The 20,628-nt window shown below is 58.0% G+C and carries 17 protein-coding genes; 9 read left to right on the forward strand and 8 right to left on the reverse strand.

Features of this window, described 5'->3' with window-relative positions:
- Both VGC62_RS06305 and VGC62_RS06310 read right to left on the reverse strand, forming a co-directional pair.
- Positions 1-1,297, reverse strand: a 1,297-nt coding sequence (locus tag VGC62_RS06305; RefSeq protein ID WP_414705752.1) for a hypothetical protein, incomplete at its 3' end; no start/stop codon positions are given.
- A 9-nt stretch (positions 1,298-1,306) separates the two neighbouring features.
- The gene (locus VGC62_RS06310; protein ID WP_331186210.1) at positions 1,307-3,181 is read right to left on the reverse strand and encodes a dermonecrotic toxin domain-containing protein; all 1,875 of its coding nucleotides are present in this window, start codon (positions 3,179-3,181) and stop codon (positions 1,307-1,309) included.
- Positions 3,182-3,336: 155 nt separating this feature from the next.
- On the opposite strand from VGC62_RS06310, the gene VGC62_RS06315 reads away from it, so the two are divergent.
- Complete coding sequence (locus tag VGC62_RS06315; protein ID WP_331186211.1) at positions 3,337-4,470, forward strand: HAMP domain-containing sensor histidine kinase; 1,134 nt, start codon at positions 3,337-3,339, stop codon at positions 4,468-4,470.
- 23 nt (positions 4,471-4,493) lie between these two features.
- Here the strand turns inward: VGC62_RS06315 and VGC62_RS06320 are convergent, their stop codons facing one another.
- Positions 4,494-4,796, reverse strand: coding sequence for a chaperone modulator CbpM (locus VGC62_RS06320; RefSeq protein WP_331186212.1), 303 nt, complete (start codon positions 4,794-4,796; stop codon positions 4,494-4,496).
- A 2-nt stretch (positions 4,797-4,798) separates the two neighbouring features.
- Positions 4,799-5,746, reverse strand: a complete 948-nt coding sequence (gene cbpA / locus VGC62_RS06325) for a curved DNA-binding protein (RefSeq protein WP_331186213.1) — start codon at positions 5,744-5,746, stop codon at positions 4,799-4,801.
- Positions 5,747-6,043: 297 nt separating this feature from the next.
- Between cbpA and VGC62_RS06330 the strand changes: the two genes are divergently transcribed.
- Positions 6,044-7,309, forward strand: a complete 1,266-nt coding sequence (locus VGC62_RS06330; RefSeq protein WP_331186214.1) for an Hsp70 family protein — start codon at positions 6,044-6,046, stop codon at positions 7,307-7,309.
- A 254-nt stretch (positions 7,310-7,563) separates the two neighbouring features.
- Here the strand turns inward: VGC62_RS06330 and nhaA are convergent, their stop codons facing one another.
- The 3 genes from nhaA to hutC all read right to left on the reverse strand — a co-directional run bounded on the left by nhaA (position 7,564) and on the right by hutC (position 10,375).
- The gene (gene nhaA / locus VGC62_RS06335) at positions 7,564-8,739 is read right to left on the reverse strand and encodes a Na+/H+ antiporter NhaA (RefSeq protein ID WP_331186215.1); all 1,176 of its coding nucleotides are present in this window, start codon (positions 8,737-8,739) and stop codon (positions 7,564-7,566) included.
- A 335-nt stretch (positions 8,740-9,074) separates the two neighbouring features.
- Positions 9,075-9,668 (reverse strand): HutD family protein, encoded by a 594-nt coding sequence (locus VGC62_RS06340; protein WP_331186216.1) that lies wholly within the window; start codon positions 9,666-9,668, stop codon positions 9,075-9,077.
- A complete protein-coding gene (gene hutC, locus VGC62_RS06345) occupies positions 9,665-10,375 on the reverse strand; it encodes a histidine utilization repressor (protein WP_331186225.1) in 711 nt (236 codons plus the stop codon). The genes VGC62_RS06340 and hutC overlap by 4 nt, the downstream gene beginning before the upstream one ends.
- 181 nt (positions 10,376-10,556) lie before the next feature.
- On the opposite strand from hutC, the gene VGC62_RS06350 reads away from it, so the two are divergent.
- A complete protein-coding gene (locus VGC62_RS06350; RefSeq protein WP_331186217.1) occupies positions 10,557-11,921 on the forward strand; it encodes a formimidoylglutamate deiminase in 1,365 nt (454 codons plus the stop codon).
- A 57-nt stretch (positions 11,922-11,978) separates the two neighbouring features.
- Here VGC62_RS06350 and VGC62_RS06355 read toward each other — a convergent pair whose 3' ends face one another.
- Positions 11,979-12,425, reverse strand: a complete 447-nt coding sequence (locus VGC62_RS06355) for a response regulator (protein WP_331186218.1) — start codon at positions 12,423-12,425, stop codon at positions 11,979-11,981.
- Positions 12,426-12,643: 218 nt separating this feature from the next.
- On the opposite strand from VGC62_RS06355, the gene VGC62_RS06360 reads away from it, so the two are divergent.
- The 6 genes from VGC62_RS06360 to VGC62_RS06385 form a co-directional block, all read left to right on the forward strand.
- Positions 12,644-14,578, forward strand: a complete 1,935-nt coding sequence (locus VGC62_RS06360; RefSeq protein ID WP_331186219.1) for a putative nucleotidyltransferase substrate binding domain-containing protein — start codon at positions 12,644-12,646, stop codon at positions 14,576-14,578.
- A 13-nt stretch (positions 14,579-14,591) separates the two neighbouring features.
- Entirely contained in the window at positions 14,592-15,311 is a 720-nt protein-coding gene (locus tag VGC62_RS06365) for a 3'-5' exonuclease (RefSeq protein ID WP_331186220.1), read from the forward strand.
- Between the two features lie 322 nt (positions 15,312-15,633).
- On the forward strand, positions 15,634-16,161 hold the full coding sequence (locus VGC62_RS06370; RefSeq protein WP_331186221.1) for an RNA polymerase sigma factor: 528 nt from the start codon (positions 15,634-15,636) through the stop codon (positions 16,159-16,161).
- Entirely contained in the window at positions 16,158-17,174 is a 1,017-nt protein-coding gene (locus VGC62_RS06375) for a FecR family protein (RefSeq protein WP_331186222.1), read from the forward strand. The genes VGC62_RS06370 and VGC62_RS06375 overlap by 4 nt, the downstream gene beginning before the upstream one ends.
- An 89-nt stretch (positions 17,175-17,263) precedes the next feature.
- On the forward strand, positions 17,264-19,699 hold the full coding sequence (locus VGC62_RS06380) for a TonB-dependent siderophore receptor (RefSeq protein ID WP_331186223.1): 2,436 nt from the start codon (positions 17,264-17,266) through the stop codon (positions 19,697-19,699).
- An 84-nt stretch (positions 19,700-19,783) separates the two neighbouring features.
- Positions 19,784-20,628 (forward strand): PepSY-associated TM helix domain-containing protein (locus VGC62_RS06385; RefSeq protein ID WP_331186224.1); only part of this gene is annotated, 845 nt, incomplete at its 3' end.

The raw sequence follows: 20,628 nt of genomic DNA on the forward strand, positions 1-20,628 counted from the left end.
GTGCCTGCTCAATTAACTGCCTATTGGCCGTAGCATAGGCGGTTTGATGTGTCATCAGATCAAGGCTCAAAACCAGCATTCTGTTGATTGTGTCGAGCTGGGCGGCGCTGAAGTTACCGTAGCTAACCATCGAGCCGCCGAATTCAAGTTCCGACATCGACAGATAACGAACCGATGAGAGTCCCCCCGCTTTGATCCCCGCTGCTCCGACCGGGCTCAGTATGTCCCCCCCTGGTACGATTTCCAGGCGAAAATCGTTCACAGCCTGCACACCCGAAGGCGAAAGATTGACATCGTCAATGCGCAGTAGCTGTTCTATTTCTCTGCGACCCACCTCATCCAAATCCAGATCCATTACACCGTCGTCGCTGCCGCCACGCAGGCCGTACTTGCGATCAACCCGCCAGTTTCCGAATTGATCCCGGCTGATCGGCGGTTTGTATCCTGCCGCATTGCGGGTATTGACTACGCGAAAAAGACTGGGATCGTCGGTTCGTTCGACCTGGTAGATCGTCGAGCGCCGGTAAGTCTCACGGTTTTTGACATACAGCGTGTTGCCCATGCGATAGATGCCGTGGGCATCAGGGCGTAACTTACCCAGCGACATCGACACCGCGTATTGACTACCAATAGTGCTGACCGACGACCCCCCGGCTGAAGCGACAGATACAAACTCCAGCTTGGCGGCGCCAGTGCGCAAAAGCGCGCCAGCCTGATTCGGCAACCATAGCCCACCGGCGTGCCGTACCTGCGCCCAGCGCGTTAGAGACTGTGCGGAAAATGGCAGTTGCATCGTAATCCCGACAATATGCTCGATGGCCTCCTCATACCGCTGGGAGTTGTAGGCATCCAATGCATAAATGGCCGACTCGATGGACAGCAGGCCATCGACCACCAGCTCCAACACCGGATGGATGAGTCCGGCCACCAGCGCCGCCACCACTCGCCCGACGACCAGGAAAGCAGCACGATCACTTTCTGAGGTAGTGACTGTTCCTTTATCGACCCACTCGTACGTACTGTCGATCCAGTCGTCATAAACAGTATTGAGCCAACCATGAGTGATCAGCGAGCTGTTGATGAGTTTGTCAGGCAACGCCACGCCCGCGCCTTCCAGCAGCGGCAGGGACGTCGCGTGCCAAGCGCTCAAACTCGCTTGCTGCAGCACCCGCCTGCCCAAGGGAGAGTCCGGGGTCAATTGCTTCATGTAATCAGCGCCGCTGCGCCACGGGTAGAAGCATTGCCCCTGCTCGGCGAACGCGTCATAGACGATTAACACCGACGACTTGAAATCCAATCCACCGATCTAGTACAGACCGGGGACACGAACCGTACTGAACCTGACCGGCAAACACAGATGGCGGACCGAGACTGCCGAGGTTGTGCTCATTGGCAATCGCGTTAACTGCTCGGTTTTCCCTAGCGCGCCCTCAAGAACCTTGAGCTGCTCGTCGGTCAACTCTCCAGACAATCGAGCCCTGAGCAGTTGAGCGTTGATTCGCGCCAAAAACATTGCGTTGTAGGTCTGCCGGCGCTCCTCCTTTTTGCTGTCGTTGAGTGTCGCACTCAATAACGCCTTGTAAGCGTTACCGACATCGAGCTCACGGATGACCGCTTTCACCATGGCAGGAGAAATGTCGGGGATCACCTTGCCACTGCCATCCACTATCAATGCAGTGAGCCAGTAGTCGACATCCAACAGGCTGATATTGGTCAGGCTTTTGTCCAGGATGGGAATCTTGTCTCGCCCAGACGTTGCCGCGCTGTAGATGAGCCATGGCACTCCTGCCGGTAAAAAGGGGACGCTCTTAATCCGGCGTGCTCCAGCAACGATCATCGGGGTGGCACCCTCGTCCCTTCCAGCCACACCGGGTTCGGAGACAAACACCTGAGTGGAGTCCACCGCCCGTCCCGTTCTGGCGGATAACTCGGCGTCGAGTCGCTGCCTGGCAAACGTAAACAACTCCAGAAGGTCAGCCATCACAGTCCGGTGCTGGTGCTGCCTGGTAATGAACTCACTACCCAAGGCAGACAGTTCATGCTGCTGAGCGGCGGGCAAGGCACGCAGCCACGCAGGCTGCATTGATTTGATTAAGTCAGCAGTGCGCCGAGCAAGGAACGCCTGACACTCAAAACTACCGGCCAGACGACTTGCCTGTTCGACATTTTGCAACCAGTCAGCGTTTTTCTCGCCCTGCATGGCATGTGCAACGTCGCGATATTGCTTTGTAGCCAGCCCATCGACACAGGCGTTAAATACACTGCCGTTGATGCTTTCAAACCGCCAGGCTGATTCATCATCTTCCAATGCGTGTAACGCGCTCGCCTGTTCTTTGAGCTCAACCCAGTGCTCAAGACTGTCCGTCAGCAATGCCGCTCGTAAATACACGCCCAATGCCTCCAGCGAAGCAAATGCCTGCAAGCCATCGTTAAGCGTAAACAGCAGAATCCGCCCTGCATCATCATCGATGGCAAATCGGCTGCGCGGCGCCCGTTCGGCAATGATGAACGCCCCGACAAACTCGATCAGACGCGACCCGGGATCGGAGGAATCCAGCGTGATTGAGCACACAGAGAAGCTGGCATCCTTGCGACGAAATCCAGAAGGGTGTCGAACAACGCGTTCGACCATCGCCAGATCCTCGGCGCGTAACAGACCGTCGTGGTATAGCAGACGCGCTTGCGCCAACAGCAACGGCCCCAGACTCAACGCCAGGCGTATGGACAGAACGATGTCGGAGTACTCATCCGACGAACACCAACATTGATCGAGCCTAAGAGGATACTGGCGCATCAGTTGCTCGCCAGCGTGATCGGCCGCCATGATGATCTGCAACACGCTAATACCGGCATAAGGCATATCTGCCTGCATCGCCGCCGACGACGCATATAGCATGCGCCCCCTGGTAGGGGAGCGAGTGCCCGCGATACGCTCAACCACCAGGTCCAGCACATTTTGCACTGACGCCTCTTCGGTGCCAGCACTGATAAGCGCCGTCCGCAAATTGAGCTGCGAATCCACTACTGATTGGCATAACGCTCTTTGTAATGACTCATAAATCACTGCCGATGGCATAGGCAACTGCGCCAGTTGCTCAACGGCCTGATAGGACGCATCGACAACGTTCTGAAAAAGGGATTGCGCAGTTGATGAAGCAGCCAAGGGGGATGGCATCTGCATTGCGTGTTTCTCCTGGAAATACATAATCTTCCCAGTCGCGCCTGCAACACATGACCTAACTAAATATGCAGGCGTCAGGTTTATTCATCGGAGCGCTTAAAAACGCTAATATGTCGAGCCTACTTCACGGCTGCCCCCCAGCAAGGTAATTGCTCATGCGTCTTTCCGACTTTATCGCTCAACATGTCGATCGAATCGTCGATGAGTGGGAAAAGTTCGCCGCCACCCTGACGCCAGCGGCCAGTAGCATGGACTCTGTTGAACTGCGCGATCACGCCAAATCAATCCTGCTGGCGGCAGCTCGGGACATGAACACCGCGCAGACCAAAGCGGAGCAAATTGCCAAGGCGCAAGGCGAGGAACTGAACAAAACACCCACACTGGATCAGGCTGCGGCCAGTCATGGCGAGCTGCGACACACCGTGGGCTTTGATCTGGTGCAGATGACGGCAGAGTTTCGCCACTTGCGGGCGACGGTGATCCGTTTCTGGGTTGAAAGCCTGCAAGCACCCGACATGGCGTCCTTCCAGGACATGATTCGCTTCAACGAAGCCATCGATGAAGCCCTTGCCGAATCGACTGCGGCCTACGCCGAGCGGGTTAACCGCTCGCGGGATATCTTTTTGGCAATCCTTGGGCACGACCTGCGCGCACCGTTACAAGCGGTGAGCATGTCGTCAGAGGTGTTGATACGCAAAGCGCGCCTGGATGCGGCGTCGCTCACGTATGTCGAACGAATCAAAAGCAGCAGCCGTCAGATGGCGACGATGGTGGTTGATTTACTGGAGTTCGTGCGCAGCCGTCTGGGCATATCGCTACCGGTGGTGCGACAGCCGATGGAGATGGCAAGCGCCTGCCGCGACGCCATTGATGAGGCCACTGCCGGCCATCCCAACTGCAACCCTGTGTTCAACCACACTGGTGACACACACGGTGAATGGGACAGAAACCGTATCGATCAGTTGCTCAGAAATCTGATCGGCAACGCCCTGCAACATGGGGCGTCGAGCCATCAGATAACAGTGACGTTGACGGGCGACGAAGGTTACGTGACCTTGTTGGTCCACAACAATGGCGAACCGATTGCGCAGGAGGCCATCGGCAGCATTTTCGATCCATTGGTGAGAAGCGCAAACGAGCAGGAGGGCAATCCTAACCCATCGACCAGCCTCGGCTTGGGGCTGTTCATCGTCAAGGAAGTGGTCAACGCCCACGGCGGCAGCATAACCGTGACCTCCAACTTTGGAGATGGCACCACGTTTACAGTGGTGTTACCGAAGAAGGCCTGACGGTTTCGCCCGGATCCTGCCACTCAGTCCAGCAAAAACCTTCCCAACCGCTGCTTGAGCATGCGGTTTTCAGCCCGCACCCGCTCAAGCTCGTCCAGCAGGTCAAGCGCCAGCGCGACGCCATCCCATTCCATCGCCAGATCGTGATGCAATTTGGCCGCGCGCTTGGCGACCGACAGCGAATATATGTCGAACAGCCACTCTTCGGGGTTTTGCCCCTGCGGTTCAAGAATGCCGTGCTCGACGATTTCGATCACATAGTCAGGCGGGATGTCGACCACCTGACAGAATTCCTTCATATCCAGCTCTACAACCAGGGTGCTCATAATCAGTTACTCCATTGGGCCCTGGGGTCGAAAGCAGCGGTCTCAGCCAGCTTTTCCCAAAGGGCCTTAGTGGCATCGTCAGTTGACTTGGGCATGACGACCTTGAGTTGAGCATACAAATCGCCGCGCTGCCCCTGTTTGTTCGACAATCCATTACCTTTAACCCTTAATCGCTGCCCAGTCTGGCTGTCAGGACGAATGGTCAGGTTGATTTTGCCAGTCAGCGTCGGCACGGCAATCTTGGCGCCCAATGCAGCTTCCCAAGGGGCCAACGGCACAGTGATGATCAGATCATGGCCTTCGACGTCGAACTTAGGATGCGGGGCCAGACGAATGATCAGGTATAAGTCGCCGTTATCGCCACCTGCAACGCCGGGTGCGCCTTGGCCTTTGAGGCGAATGCGCTCACCGTTGGTGACACCGGCCGGGATTTTTACATTCAGGTTTTTGGTGATATCGGCCATCCGCTGACCATTGCTGCTGTGCTGCGGCACCTTGAAGCTCACCTGCTTGGACTCGGTCGACAGGGTTTCCTCAAGAAAAATCGGCAGTTCCATCTCCACATCTTGTCCTCGACGGCCGCTGCTGTGCGCTCGACCACCCTGCTGCGCTCGGCCACCGAAGATCGAGCTGAAAAAATCGGAAAAATCACCAGACTCAAAACCGCCATTCCCGGCACCCGCACCGGCACGGCTCTGCCAGCCCGGCGGCCCTTCGAATGGACGACCTTGCTGGCCATACTTACGAATGTCATCGTACGCGGCGCGTTTTTCGGCGCTGCCAAGCACTTCATAAGCCTCGTTGGCTTCCTTGAATTTTTCCTCGGCGTCTTTCTCTTTGCTGACGTCAGGATGGTATTTACGTGCCAATTTACGGTAGGCGGTCTTGATTGCCTTCTCATCGGCCGTCGGCTCTACGCCAAGCGTCTTGTAATAGTCTTTAAAGTCCATCTAACGATCACCCATTCCGGATTATCCAGCCTAGCTGCGAACAGCGTCGTCAATTGACCACGCTAGGCTCGCTGGATGTTGCAAGTTTGTCGGCTCACGACCTCGCAAGCTTGAGCATCGCTCAAAGCTCGTCACGAACAGTAGCAATTATCACGAAAAGTGGGGGCACATCCCGCCAGTTCAAGCCGAACCATCCAAATAGACGCATAACGGTGTATAAACCGACGTTTCGCGCTACGCATCCGTCGCACACTCGCATACACTGCGCGGCCGTTTTTTGACTGGAACGTAAAGAACATGAGCAAGCAAACTCCAGCACGCGCCTGCGGTATCGATTTCGGCACGTCCAACTCCACTGTCGGCTGGCTGCGACCTGGAATGGATACGATGATCGCGCTGGAGGACGGCAAGATTACATTGCCTTCAGTGGTGTTCTTCAACATGGAGGAGCGCCGCCCGGTGTACGGACGCTTGGCGCTGCACGAATACCTGGAAGGCTATGAAGGCCGATTGATGCGCTCGCTCAAGAGCCTGCTGGGCTCCAAGCTGATCAAGCACGACACCAGCGTGCTGGGCACGGCGATGCCATTCAAGGATTTGCTTGCGCTGTTCATCGGGGAACTGAAAAAACGCGCTGAAACCACCGCAGGCCGTGCGTTTGATGAAGTGGTGCTGGGCCGCCCGGTGCATTTTGTCGATGACGACATCATGGCCGACCAGGAAGCCGAAGACACCATGGCTGAAGTCGCGCGCAAAATCGGCTTCAAGGAAGTGTCGTTCCAGTACGAACCCATCGCCGCGGCGTTTGACTATGAATCGACCCTTGAGCGTGAAGAACTGGTGCTGATCGTCGACATCGGCGGCGGTACGTCGGACTTCTCGTTGGTGCGGCTGTCACCGGATCGACGCTTCTACGACGACCGCCATGAGGATATTCTCGCCACTGGCGGTGTGCATATCGGCGGCACCGACTTCGACAAACAACTGAGCCTGCAAGGCGTGATGCCGTTGTTTGGCTACGGCAGCCGAATGAAAAGCGGCGCCTACATGCCCACCAGCACGCACATCAACCTGGCCACCTGGCACACCATCAACTCGGTGTATTCACAAAAGTCCCAGTTGGCATTGGGCAGCATGCGCTACGACATTGAAGACACCCAAGGCATCGATCGCCTGTTCAAGCTGATTGATCAGCGCGCCGGGCACTGGCTGGCGATGGAAGTCGAAGAAACCAAGATCGAGCTGACCCACACCGAGAGCCGAGCGGTGGCGATGGATCGGATCGAGGCAGGCTTGAATGTCGACCTGACCCGCGTGCTCTTCGAGTCGGCCATCGACGCGCTGCTTGAGCGGGTGCGCAATAGCGTGACGGCGCTGTTGAAAGACGCAGGCGCGGCATTCACGGACGTCGACACCGTGTTCTTCACCGGCGGCTCCAGCGGCATTCCGGCCTTGCGCAATGGTGTCGCCGCCATGTTGCCCAACGCCCGGCATGTTGAAGGGAACATCTTCGGCAGCATTGGCAGCGGATTGGCGATTGAAGCGAAGAAACGCTACGGCTGATCCCGGTCCGATGGAAGGGCAGCGGCGGGCAATTGTGGTCTTGGCCGCAGGGCGCAGATCAAACCCTTGATCGCTGCACATCCTGTAGGAGCCAACTTGTTGGCGAGGCGACCAACGCGGTGCGCCTGAAACACCGCCTCGCGAACAAGTTCACTCCTACAATGCGTTCTGGCCCTCCCCCATAAGGCATTTGCGCAGTTCAAACACCTGTTGAAAGCTTGGCCGGTAATAAAATATCTAGAACCTGGACGGACTCAGTGCTGGGCAAGCCGACTGCGCAGCAAGATACCCCCCGCAATTGCCGCCAAAATCGAGCCTATCAGCACGCCCACCTTCACCTCATCGATCAAGTGCTGCATGCCGGGGAAGGCGAGGTTGCCAATGAACAGGCTCATGGTGAAACCGATCCCGCACAGCAATGCCACGCCGTATAGCTGCGTCCAATTGCTGCCTTCGGGCAACACCGCCACGCCTGAGCGGATGGCCAATACGGCCGCGAGGAACACGCCAATCTGCTTGCCAACAAACAACCCAAGCGCCACGCCCAGCGGCACGGGGTCCACCAGATTAGCCAGCGTAATGCCCGATAAAGAAACCCCGGCGTTGGCGAAACCAAAGATTGGCACCACCGCGAACGCCACCCAGTAATGCATCTTCTCCTCAAGAAACAGCAGCGGCGAACGCGCCTCTTCTTCGGGTTTACCCAGTGGAATGCACAGCGCCAAGGCCACGCCCGCCAGCGTTGCGTGTACGCCAGATTGCAGCACAAAGAACCACAGCAACAGGCCCAGCAGCAGATACGGCAACAAACGGCGCACGCCTATGCGGTTCATCACGATCAACACCGCGAGAGTGGCGAATGACGCCAACAGCATCGGCATGTTCAGTCCGGCACTGTAAAACAACGCGATGATGGTGACGGCACCGAGGTCATCGAGAATCGCCAATGCAGCGAGGAAGACTTTCAGCGAGGTTGGCACCCGCTTGCCGAGCAACGACAGCACGCCAAGCGCAAAGGCGATGTCGGTGGCGGCGGGGATGGCCCAGCCAGCAAGGGTTTGCTGGTTGCCCCAATTGATCGCGATATAAATCAGCGCTGGCACCAACATACCGCCTGCTGCCGCAAAACCGGGCAACGCACGTTGACCCCAACTGGCTAATCCGCCAGCGAGGACCTCACGCTTGATTTCCAGGCCGACCATCAGAAAGAAGATCGCCATCAGGCCGTCGTTGATCCACAGCTCAATCGACAGCCCCCCCCAAACGCTGTGCAGCGCCGCGAAATATCCGGCGGCCAAAGGCGAGTTGGCGACGATGATCGCAGCCAGTGCAGCCCCCATCAACACCAGCCCCCCTGCGGACTCCGACACAAGGAAGCTGGTCAGGATGGCGATGGCTCTTGGGGTTTCTTTCTTGTTGATCGTTGTCATTGGGGTGAAGACATCCCTGTAAAGTTATCTATGGGAGCACGCTTGCCCGCGATTATGGTGTGTCAGGCAACATCAATGTTGGATGTACTGACTTGCTGATCAAACTCTGTCTGTCCCACGATCCGTAGGAGCCAACTTGTTGGCGAGGCGACCAACGCGGTGCGCCTGAGACACCGCTTCGCGAACAAGTTCGCTCCTACAACTGATCAACCGCCACATTGAAGACATGCGCTGTCGGCAGTGGTGAAGTATTTGGTACGGCCAGTTTTTTCATTAGAAAACACCGGCTGAAAGCTTGACCGGAAACAGAGTATCTACAGGGAGTGGCGGCACGTTCAGATCGCCGTCAGTTCAATCACACAGCAACGACTGGCTCGCGGCGCATACAGCACGACTTCCAGCAGCGCACCATGTTGGTTATCCAGTTGCAGACAGTCGTGCTTTTCCAATAATTGCGCGCGATGCTCTGCGACATTGGCCGCGACTTGTTCGGCGGCGCTGAACAACAAAAATACATTGGCTGAGCTGAAAAAGCGTTGTGGCAATAAAACGTCGAGCCATTGCAGGCGAGCGCGATAGCGCGTCGGTGCATAGATCAGATTGAAATCACGAATCGGACCGTCCAGCAGTGTACATGACACTTGGCTGTCACCACTGAACGCAAACGGGTCCGACGGCAACAATGCCTCGCTGGTCGCACCATCGATATCCAGCGTCATGCCCGCGCCTTGGAGCACGGTGATGATGCGTTGGTAGCCAGCAAACATGGAGAAACCACCGGATTGCTCGATGTCGGCAATCGACAGGCGCCAGCCGAAGCCGTCCAGACCTTCGCCTGCGTCGCGAGTGATTTCCTCGGTGCTGCCGCCGCCGTTTTTCCAGGGCATGCGCGGATAATCGGCGGCCTTATGAAGCGTCAGTCGAGTCATTTACTAAAGCGTCCTTCAAGGCGATGGCGCGAGCCTGGATGGATCAAGCGGGCTGCGGTGACTGGCTGACGGCCCGACCAGGTGCGACGGCGGATCAACAGGCACGGTTCGCCCTTTTCAATTTGCAGCAATTTACATTCATCGGGCTCAGCCAGAATCGCCTCGACCACATGTTCACCCTCAGTCAGGGGCGCCACTTGCGACAGGTAGGCATAGGGTGTTTGCTGGGTGAAATCCTGATGCAGGTAGTCCGGAGCGACGGCGGCATTGACGAAGCGGTCTTCGATTTGCACCGGAATGTCGTTCTCGAAATGCACGATCAATGAGTGAAACACCCGCTGGCCTTCACGCATGTCCAGCGCCAGCGCACGCTCGGAGCCCGCTGCCTCTTCGCACAGAATGATGACCTTGCACGTATGGAGGTGACCGCGTGAGGCGATTTCGTCGGCAATGTTATGCACTTCGAACAGTGCAGATTGGGTTTTTGGCTCTGCGACGAAGGTGCCCACACCCTGCATCCGCACCAGCAAGCCTTCAGCGGTCATCTCGCGCAGGGCGCGGTTGATGGTCATGCGGCTGAAACCAAGCTGGGTGACCAGTTCGCTTTCGGACGGCACGCGATGATGCGGCGGCCAAGTGCCGTTTGCGATCTGCTGGGTGATCATGTGCTTGACCCGGGCGTACAGCGGCGCCGGACTGTCACCCATCTGGGCGGCCAGCGGAGAGATGGCAGGCGGAGTCGGCACAGAAAAATCCTTGTTTGGTGTAATGAGTGATCAATGGCGTTCACGCTAACCATTAACGGGCCTAACGACAAGCCCGCCGCAGTTTACCGAGCAGGCAAACGTCTGTATATGTATAGACAATTTCACGCGAGGGTGCGAAACGATGTCCGTTTTCTTTGCTGAACGCGCACTGCTGCCAACGGGCTGGGCGAATAATGTGCGTTTTGAGGTCGGTGCTGATGGCTTTTTAATCAAGGTTCAGGCCGATGCCGAGCGCGAAGGCGCCGAGCTGATCAACGGTCCGGTGGTGCCAGGCATGCCGAACCTGCATTCCCACGCGTTTCAGCGGGCGATGGCCGGGCTGGCCGAAGTGGCGGGCAATCCCAACGACAGCTTCTGGACCTGGCGCGACCTGATGTATCGGCTGGCCGGGCAGATCAGTCCGGAGCAACTGGGCGTTATCGCCCGTCAGTTGTACATCGAGATGCTCAAAGGTGGCTTCACATCGGTCGCCGAATTCCATTACGTACATCACGACACCGATGGCAAGCCCTACGCCAATGCTGCCGAGCTTGCGCTACGCGTCAGCGCGGCAGCGAGTTCGGTCGGTATCGGCTTGACCCTGCTGCCAGTGCTTTACAGCCATTCAGGTTTTGGCGGCCAGGCGCCCAATGAAGGGCAGCGCCGATTTATCAACAGCACGCAGGGTTATCTGGACTTACAGGCAAGCCTGCGCCCGATCATCCACACCCAGCCGACTCAAGCATTGGGGCTGTGTTTCCACTCTCTGCGCGCGGTCACTGCGCAGCAGATCAGCGACGTGCTGGCGGCCAGTGACCAACAATGTCCGGTACATATCCACATCGCCGAGCAGCAGAAGGAAGTCGATGACTGCCTAAGCTGGAGCGGTCGGCGCCCGCTGCAATGGCTGTACGAAAACGTCGACGTCGATCAGCGCTGGTGCCTGGTGCATGCCACCCATGCGCAAGCGGACGAGGTCGCATTGATGGCCAACAGTAAAGCCGTGGCGGGTTTGTGTCTGACCACTGAGGCGAACCTGGGTGACGGCATCTTTCCGGCCGTGGATTACATCGTTCAGGGCGGGCGCTGGGGGATTGGCTCGGACAGCCATGTGTCGTTGAGCGTAGTCGAAGAATTGCGGTGGCTGGAATATGGTCAGCGTCTGCGCGATCAGCGACGTAACCGGCTGTATCGTTCAGACCAGCCGATGGTGGGCCGCACGCTATATGACGCAGCACTGCTGGGCGGTGCTCAGGCGATGGGGCAGCCAATTGGAGCGCTGGAAGTTGGCAAGCGCGCCGACTTGTTGGTGCTGGACGGTAACGACCCGTATCTGGCCACCGCATCAGGCGATGCGATTCTCAATCGCTGGCTGTTTGCCGGAGGGGATCGGCAGATTCGTGATGTGATGGTCAATGGCCTATGGGTCATAAGCGACGGCCGCCATGCCGATGAAGAAGACAGCAGCCGGGCGTTTGCGCAAGTATTGCGGGAGATGCTGGGTTGAAATGTCGCGGCGTCTGAACTGAAGCCTTCGCGAGCGGGTTCTATCTAAAGGGGGCCTTCAAACCACCCCCAGCTCGCGCTTCACCAACTTCAATAGCTGTTTGGTGTTGATCGGCTTGAGCAGAAAATCGACCACGCTCAGGTGCATCGCATCAATCGCATCGCGCACATGAGCGTCGCCCGAGACGATGATGATCGGCAGCGCGGCTCGATCCGAGTCGCGTATTTGCCGAATCAAATCCAGCCCATTACACGGGGCCATGCGCAGATCGGTGATCAACAATCCTATGGATGGTCGGGTCTTGAGCAAGTGCATGGCACTGTTGCCACCTGCGGCAGTGATGCAACTGATGTCGTTGAGACTGAGGATTTCGGCCAGTAATTCCCTAGCGTCCTTGTCGTCGTCGACGATCAGCACTCGCTGTGGCGATTGTGACGGCGGCGCCAGCATCACCTCATTGAGGGCTTCGCGCTCTTCATCACTCAAAATGTCGTGATCGAACATACCCGTCTCATTTTCTCGTCGACTGAATTTCGACAGCAGATACCAATGAATCTGCTGCACACCTCGTCGGCCTCCTGCCCTGCATCCTATTCCCTGATTGCACCAGTTAGCGGCTTTACACCGTGAAACGAAAGCTTTTATCACCTAAGACTTACGTCCAATGGGCACTGCTGGATAAGCGGCCGACCATGGAGCTCATAAAAAAAACGGTGTCAGTCATGAGCAAAGCGGACGCTTTCACCCAGGCAGGAAAAACAGCCGTGCTACAGAACGTTCACGGCACCATGCAATTCCTGCAGAAATTCCCGCCTTTCAACCAAATGGAAAACGCCCACCTGGCTTACCTGGTTGAACAGTGCCAATTGCGTTTCTACGCTACTGGCGAGAGCATCATCAAGACTAGCGATGGGCCAGTAGAACACTTTTACATCGTCAAACAAGGCCGTGTCGTTGGCGAACGCCCTGATTCAGCCAGCGGCGGCACTGAAACCACCTTCGAAATCACCACCGGCGAATGCTTCCCGCTGGCCGCATTGTTGGGCGAGCGCGCGACCCGCACCGAGCACCTGGCCGCCGAAGACACCTTCTGCCTGCAGCTCAATAAACAGGCGTTCATCAAGCTGTTCGCACTGTCCAGCCCGTTCCGCGACTTCGCTCTGCGCGGCGTCAGCAGTCTTCTGGATCAGGTGAACAGGGAAGTAAAGCAAAAAGCGGTAGAAACCCTCGGCACCCAGTATTCGCTGAATACGCGTCTGGGTGAGCTAGCGATGCGCCACCCGGTTACCTGCGGGTCTGACATGCCGCTGCGTGAAGCGGTCAAGCTGATGGATGAACAACAGGTCGGCAGCATTGTGATCGTCGATATCGCAAAAGCGCCGCTGGGGATCTTTACCCTGCGTGATTTGCGCCAGGTGGTGGCGGATGTCAACGCCGACTTCAGCCAGCCCATCGAGCTGAGCATGACCCATACACCGTTTTACCTAAGCCCCGACGCCAGCGCGTTCGATGCGGCCATCGCCATGACCGAGCGGCACATTGCGCATGTCTGTCTGGTCAAGGATCAGCGCCTGTGCGGCGTGGTCTCCGAACGGGATCTGTTTTCCCTGCAACGGATGGATCTGGTGCATCTGGCGCGCACCATCCGCAACGCGCCGCGCATTGATGTCTTGAGCAACATGCGCAGCGACATCGTGCAACTGGTGGACCGCATGCTGGCCCATGGCGCGTCGTCGACGCAGATCACCCAGATCATCACCCTGCTCAACGATCACATGGTCTGCCGGGTCATTGAGCTGACGCTGCAGGAAAAGGGCGATCCGGGTATTCCTTTCACCTGGCTGTGCTTTGGCAGCGAAGGACGACGCGAACAGACGCTGTATACCGATCAGGACAACGGCATTTTGTTCGAAGCCAGCGACGCGGCCGACGCCGCGCAGATTCGTGGTCGCTTGCTGCCAATCGCCGAGCGTATCAATCAGGGCCTGGCGCAGTGTGGCTTTACGCTGTGCAAGGGTGGGATCATGGCGAGCAACCCAGAACTGTGTTTGTCGCGACTTGAATGGGCACGGCGTTTTGCCTCGTTCATCCGTGAAGCAACGCCTGAGAACTTGTTGTCCTCAAGTATTTATTTCGATCTGCGCGTGGTCTGGGGCGATGACAGCGGCGTCGAGCAATTGCGCAGCAATATTCTGGATCAAGTCGCGGATAACACACTGTTCCAGCGGATGATGGCCGACAACGCGCTGCGCCAGCGTCCTCCCGTGGGGCGCTTCAAGGATTTTTTAGTGGCGCGCAAAGGCAGCGAAAAAGACACACTGGACCTCAAGGTTCAAGGCTTGACCCCCTTTGTCGATGGCGCACGCTTGCTCGCGCTGGCCAACGGTATCGGTGCCAACAACACGCTGGAGCGCTTGCGCCAACTGGTTGCCAAAGAAGTGATCGATCCATTGGACGGCGCGGCCTATGAAGAGGCCTACCACTTCATACAACAAGCCCGCATGCAGCAGCATCAGCAGCAAAGCCGGCAAAATCTGCCCTATTCCAACCGCATCGATCCGCACGTATTGAATCATCTGGACCGCCGGATTCTGCGTGAATCGTTCCGCCAGGCGCAGCGCCTACAAACCAGCCTGACCGTGCGCTACCAACTGTGAAACGTCAAAACCGATGAATCTGTTCGAATGGCTCAAGCCACCTAAACGTACTCAGGCACCTGATCTGACGCCGCTGCAATTGGCGCGTTTGAGTCAACTGGCGCGCAGTAAGCCCCTTGGCGAGCAGCCGCTGCGTGATCAGCGTTGGGTCGTGCTGGACCTGGAAACCAGTGGCCTGAACATGAACCGCGACGAGGTGCTGTCGATTGGCGCGGTGGTCATCGAGGATGGCGCAATCGATCTGGGAAACCAGTTTGAACGCACCTTGCTGCGTATCGATCACAAGCTAAACCCGAGCGTGCTGATTCATGGCCTGGGGCCCAGCGCGATTGCGGCCGGCGCCGACCCGGTGGAAGCACTGCTCGATTTCATGGAGTTCGTCGGCGACAGCCCATTGCTCGCATTCCACGCATCGTTCGATCAGCACATGATCAGTCGAGCACTCAAGGAAAGCCTGGGCTATCGCTTGCAGCATCATTTTTTCGATGCTGCGCAAGTGGCGCCAATGCTGTGCCCGCAGGCGAGCTTTCGGCACGCGGGGCTGGACGACTGGACACGCTTTTTTGGCCTGCAGGCCGAAGAACGCCACAACGCCAGCGCCGATGCGTTGGTCACCGCCGAGCTGGCGCTGATCCTCTTCAGCCACGCCCGCCGCCAAGGCATCGACAGCCCGGCGCAGTTGGAGCAGTGTTTGAGTCAGTGGCGCAGAAGGCAAAAATCGCATTCGTTTTGAGAGGTGCAGCGCCTCTGAAAATCTGTTTCTGTTGCTGCTTCTGCCGAAGGCGTAGGCGCGTGGCTTGTCCCGCGATCGGCTGCGCAGCAGTCGTAAAACCAGGCGCCTTGGGCGTCCCAGACATACCGAATTCGCTGGTTCTAGCGCCGCTAAGCGCCAGATCGCAGGACAAGCCACGCGCCTACTACAGGCCAGAATCAACAGCATCGGCGCCATCTCTTCTTACAAACCATATCCCCTATCCGACAAGCACCAATTGCCAGCATTCATTGGCTCTGACACAATCGCGAATAATTCTCGTTAGTTACTCTATTTACTCTGGATGCGTCCTGTGTCGTCAGTCCCAAGCCCTCAGAGCCAGCTGGTCGGTGCGCTTTACCGCGATCATCGCGGTTGGCTGCTGGCGTGGCTCAAACGCAACGTGGCCTGCCCACAGCGCGCCGAGGACCTGAGCCAGGACACTTTCGTGCGCTTGCTCGGGCGCGACGAACTCAATGCACCCCGCGAGCCCCGTGCTTTTCTGGTCTCTGTGGCCAAAGGCCTGCTCTTCGATTACTTCCGCCGTGCTGCGCTGGAACAGGCGTATCTTACCGAGCTCATGCTGTTGCCCGAGGCCGAACAACCGTCGCCTGAAGCACAACAGCTCATTATTGAAGACCTAAAAGCCATTGATCGCCTGCTGGGCAAACTGTCGAGCAAAGCCCGAGCTGCGTTTTTGTATAACCGTCTAGACGGCATGGGCCATGCTGAAATAGCCGAGAAACTGGGCGTTTCAGTATCTCGCGTGCGGCAATATCTGGCCCAGGGCGTGCGCCAGTGTTACATCGCGTTGTATGGCGAGCCGACATGAGCGGGGCCCGCGCTCGACCTGTTTCCTCAAAAGTGCTCGATGCGGCCATCGCCTGGCAGCTGTGCCTGGACTGTGGTCAAGGTAGCGAAGCCGAGCATGAAGAATTCGCCAAGTGGTACGCCGCCAACGAGGAACACGCCCGCGCCTGGATGCAACTGGGCATGCTCGACCAGCGCTTCGCTGGCAAATCCGGCCCAGCGCGCTCTGCGCTATTGCGTTCACGAGAAGGTGTCAGTCGACAAGTACGCAAGCTGGGCCGTGGCGTTGCCAGTATTGTGCTGGTTTGCGGGCTGACGCTGTTCCTTGGGGATCGTTACCTGCCGATTGATTACTGGCTGGCCGATCAACGCACCGCGACCGGCGAACAGCGCACGTTGCGCCTGACCGACAACACCCTGATCAGCCTCAATACCCACAGCGCGCTGGACGTGCGATTCGACGACAAACAGCGTCGGGTGATTCTGCAGGAAGGCGAAATTCTGGTGGAAACGGGCAGTCACGACGATCCCCGGCCTTTCATCGTCGAAACCCGCGACGGCCAGATGCGCGCGCTGGGCACCCGGTTTCTGGTCAAGCGTGAGGACGAAGGCACGTTGCTGAGCGTGTTGCAATCAGCAGTCGCCGCGCACACGCAGACTGAAACCAGCGAACACATCCTGCACGAAGGCCAGCAAATGCTGATCCGCAGCGACGGCCTCGGCCCGATGCTGGCGCTGACCCCCGGCGCCGATGCGTGGACCCGCGGCATGCTCGTGGTGGACAACGCGCCCCTGCGCGACGTTGTGGCCGAACTCGGTCGTTATCGTCAGGGTTATCTGGGCGTTGCGTCAGACATCGCGGACCTGCGCATCACCGGCAGTTTCCCGCTGAACAACACCGATCTGGCACTCAAAGCGCTGATACCGACACTGCCGGTGCTCATAGAACAGCGCACTCAATGGTGGGTCACGGTAGTGGCTGACAACAGCAAACCAACGGCAAAACCGGCCGTTGAGAAGCCGGAAAAATTGTAAATACAGATTATTTCGTTTCAGCCCCTGTCACTTTCTGAATTTCGTACGGCACACAGGCATTGAGAACCGTTTCCATTCAGGAGCCGCCCATGTCCCGCACGCTTAACACTCTCTTGCGCCCCAGCCTGTTAGCCGTGGCCATTGCCTTCGCCGCTCCGGTGGCGAGCACCCAATTGATGGCCGCCGAACAGGCATCAAGCGTTCGCGCTTACGACCTGCCGGCCGCTCCCCTGTCGACCACACTGAATCAAATCGCCAGCCAGTCGGGCCTCGCACTGTCCATCGATCCGTCGTTGGCGGCCGGTCGCACGTCGGCACCGGTTCAGGGCCAGTTCGATGCGCCCGGCGCGATGATACAAGCGCTGCGTGGCACGGGCTTGCAACTGTCGCAAAGCTCGGCGGGGGCTTACAGCCTGATGGCGGCACCGCAAGGCGTGATGGCGCTGCCGGAGACCAGCATTCAGGGGCGTCAGGACGGTTATGAAACGGCCTGGGGCCCGGTTGAAGGTTACGCTGCGACACGTACTGCCGTTGGCACCAAGACTGACACCGCGCTTGCGCAAGTACCGCGCTCCATCTCGGTCGCCACTCGCCAGCAGATGCAAGACCGCGCCGTGCAGAACCTTGACGATGCCTTGCGCTACATGCCTGGCGTTACCGCTAGCAGCTACGGCAGCGACAGCCGCGCCGAGTGGCTGAAAGTCCGTGGTTTCGAACCGACCCAGTTCCTCGATGGTTTGCCGCTGCCCAAAGGCGCGTATGTCATGCCGAAGATGGAAACCTGGGACCTGGAACGCGTCGCCCTGCTGCGCGGCCCTGCATCCTCGGTTTATGGCCAGACCCCGCCCGGCGGCATGCTGGACATGGTTAGCCGTCGTCCAGACTCAGTCGCCAGCCACGAAATCCAGGCACAGGTCGGCAGCTACAACCGCAAACAGATCAGCTTCGACAGCACAGGCCCGATCGACGATGCAGGTGTTTTCGAATACCGCGTCAGTGGCGTTGTGCGTGACAGCGGCACCTCGGTCGAGCACATCGACGACAAGCGCTACAACCTGGCGCCAAGCCTGACCTGGAACATCGACCCGGACACCAAGCTGACCTTTCTCAGCCAGTTCAACCGCGACGATACCGGCATCACCAGCCAGTTCCTGCCGCTGCAAGGCACCAAACTGTCGTCGCCCGCTGGCGAAGTGCGCTATCACAAAAACCTCGGCGATCCAGAGTGGGAGTTCTACGACAAGACTTACTACGCGCTGGGTTATGCGCTCGAACACCGTCTGAATGATGTCTGGCAGTTCCGTCAGAACCTGCGCTATACCAAGAGCGATTTGTCGTTCCAGGGCATTACTGCGGGCGGCTTCTACGGCTCAGTGGCCGACGACGGGACCCTTAACCGTGGCGCCAACGTAGTCAACGAAGACATCAGCCAATTCGCCGTCGACAACAACTTCCAGGCTGACTTCAATACCGGCGCGCTCAAGCACACGTTGCTGCTGGGCCTGGACTATCAACGCATTAACCACAATTACAAATGGCTGTATGGCAGTGCGCCGGACAGCAACATCATCAATCCGATCTACGGCCAGGATTTCAGCAACGTCGCATTCACTGCGTACCAGAACTACAACCAGAAGACTCAGGACTTCGGCGTCTATGTCCAGGACCAACTGGCACTGGATAACTGGCGCCTGACGCTGGGTGGACGTCAGGACTTGCTGAAAACCGAATCCGAGTTCTACAACAGCAACCAGAGCGATGACCGCACCGACAGCGCCTTCACCGGCAACGCGGCGCTGAGCTATGTGTTCGATTCAGGCTTCACGCCTTACGTGTCCTACGCCGAGTCATTCCAGGCAGAACAAGGCGGCGCTAATGGCGTTGCGTACAAACCGGGTACCGGCAAGCAGTACGAAGCGGGGATCAAATACCAGCCTCCAGGCACCGAGATCCTGTTCACTGCGGCAGCTTATGAGCTGACGCGCCGTGACATCGTGCTCAGCGATACCCTCGGCATATCGCGTCCGCTGGGTGAAGCGAAGGTACGGGGCTTCGAACTGGAAGCCGTCGGTAACGTCACCGACAACCTGAAAGTGACTGCGTCCTACACTAACGCCAACAGCAAGATGACCAAAGTCACCGATCCGGCGGACAAGAACCGTCCACTGCCACTGACGCCTGAGAACCAAGCGTCGATCTGGGCTGACTACACGTGGCATAAAGGTGTTTTGGACGGCTTTGGCCTGGGCTTCGGCGCCCGCTACATTGGGGAAACTGACAACATCGCGATTGGCAGCATGGACTACGTGCGCGATAAGGATGACGGTCATACCCCGGCCTACACCGTGTATGACGCTGCCGTGCATTACGACCTGGGCCGTATCAACAATTCGCTCAAAGGTGTCAGCGTTTCAGTCAATGCCAACAACGTGTTCGACAAGGACTACATCTCCACCTGCGACGGCTTCTATTGCTACTACGGCGACCGCCGCAACGTGCTCGCCAGCGTGAATTACAAATGGTAATCGCCTAGAATCGCGAAGCTGAACAAAGGGCCGCTGTCGCACAGTGGCCCTTTTGCTTTTGGCCTAACCGGATAACGCAACGCCATGAAAAGCCAAACCATCCGTCGCTGGTCATTGATCCACACCTGGACCAGCCTGATCTGCACCCTCTTTTTGCTGTTGCTGGCGCTGACTGGCTTGCCGTTGATTTTCAGTCACGAGATCGATCATTTGCTCGGCGGCACGCCCGCGCTCAAGGAAATGCCAGCCGACACACCGCGCCTGGATCTGCAGCAATTGATTGCCGCCGCTCAAGCGCATCGTCCTGACGACGTGATGCAGTACTTTGGCAGCGACGAGGATGATCCCAATGCAGTGTTTGCGATCATGGGCGCGACGGCGGGTGGCGATCCCAATGACTCGCACACGTTCATGCTTGACGCGCGCACCGGCCAAGCGTTCGAGACACCATCGGCCAATGGCGGGTTGATGATGGTCATACTGCGCCTGCATGTGGACATGTACGCAGGACTACCTGGCAAGTTGCTGCTGGCGTTCATGGGTTTGCTGTTTGTCCTGGCAATCGTTTCCGGCGTGGTGCTGTACGCGCCTTTCATGCGCCGGCTCGATTTTGCAACCGTGCGGCCAAACAAATCCCGGCGCGTACGTTGGCTTGACCTGCACAACCTGATAGGCGTCGTGACCCTGACCTGGGCGCTGGTGGTCGGCGTGACCGGCGTGATCAGCGCCTGCGCCGACTTGCTCATTACAGCCTGGCGCAACGACAGCATGGCAGCGCTGATTGCCCCCTACAAAGACGCCCCGCCGCTGCTGGAGCGCGCATCAGCAACACACCTGCTGGAGATTGCAGAGCGTGCGGTTCCGGGCTCTGAAGCCGACTTCATTGCCTTCCCCGGCACACGCTTTTCCAGCGAGCATCACTACACGGT

Origin of the sequence: Pseudomonas sp., from assembly GCF_036404235.1 — a bacterium.
In the GTDB taxonomy this organism is placed as follows: Bacteria; Pseudomonadota; Gammaproteobacteria; order Pseudomonadales; family Pseudomonadaceae; genus Aquipseudomonas.

Bases quoted from the DNA above. Each gene is read 5' to 3' on its own strand.
- VGC62_RS06365 (WP_331186220.1), top strand. From the start codon at position 14,592: ATGAATCTGTTCGAATGGCTCAAGCCACCTAAACGTACTCAGGCACCT.
- VGC62_RS06315 (WP_331186211.1), top strand. From the start codon at position 3,337: ATGCGTCTTTCCGACTTTATCGCTCAACATGTCGATCGAATCGTCGAT.
- hutC (WP_331186225.1), bottom strand. From the start codon at position 10,375: ATGGGTGACAGTCCGGCGCCGCTGTACGCCCGGGTCAAGCACATGATC.
- VGC62_RS06355 (WP_331186218.1), bottom strand. From the start codon at position 12,425: ATGTTCGATCACGACATTTTGAGTGATGAAGAGCGCGAAGCCCTCAAT.
- VGC62_RS06380 (WP_331186223.1), top strand. From the start codon at position 17,264: ATGTCCCGCACGCTTAACACTCTCTTGCGCCCCAGCCTGTTAGCCGTG.
- nhaA (WP_331186215.1), bottom strand. From the start codon at position 8,739: ATGACAACGATCAACAAGAAAGAAACCCCAAGAGCCATCGCCATCCTG.
- VGC62_RS06320 (WP_331186212.1), bottom strand. From the start codon at position 4,796: ATGAGCACCCTGGTTGTAGAGCTGGATATGAAGGAATTCTGTCAGGTG.
- VGC62_RS06350 (WP_331186217.1), top strand. From the start codon at position 10,557: ATGTCCGTTTTCTTTGCTGAACGCGCACTGCTGCCAACGGGCTGGGCG.
- VGC62_RS06330 (WP_331186214.1), top strand. From the start codon at position 6,044: ATGAGCAAGCAAACTCCAGCACGCGCCTGCGGTATCGATTTCGGCACG.
- VGC62_RS06360 (WP_331186219.1), top strand. From the start codon at position 12,644: ATGAGCAAAGCGGACGCTTTCACCCAGGCAGGAAAAACAGCCGTGCTA.
- cbpA (WP_331186213.1), bottom strand. From the start codon at position 5,746: ATGGACTTTAAAGACTATTACAAGACGCTTGGCGTAGAGCCGACGGCC.
- VGC62_RS06370 (WP_331186221.1), top strand. From the start codon at position 15,634: ATGCGTCCTGTGTCGTCAGTCCCAAGCCCTCAGAGCCAGCTGGTCGGT.
- VGC62_RS06310 (WP_331186210.1), bottom strand. From the start codon at position 3,181: ATGCAGATGCCATCCCCCTTGGCTGCTTCATCAACTGCGCAATCCCTT.
- VGC62_RS06340 (WP_331186216.1), bottom strand. From the start codon at position 9,668: ATGACTCGACTGACGCTTCATAAGGCCGCCGATTATCCGCGCATGCCC.
- VGC62_RS06375 (WP_331186222.1), top strand. From the start codon at position 16,158: ATGAGCGGGGCCCGCGCTCGACCTGTTTCCTCAAAAGTGCTCGATGCG.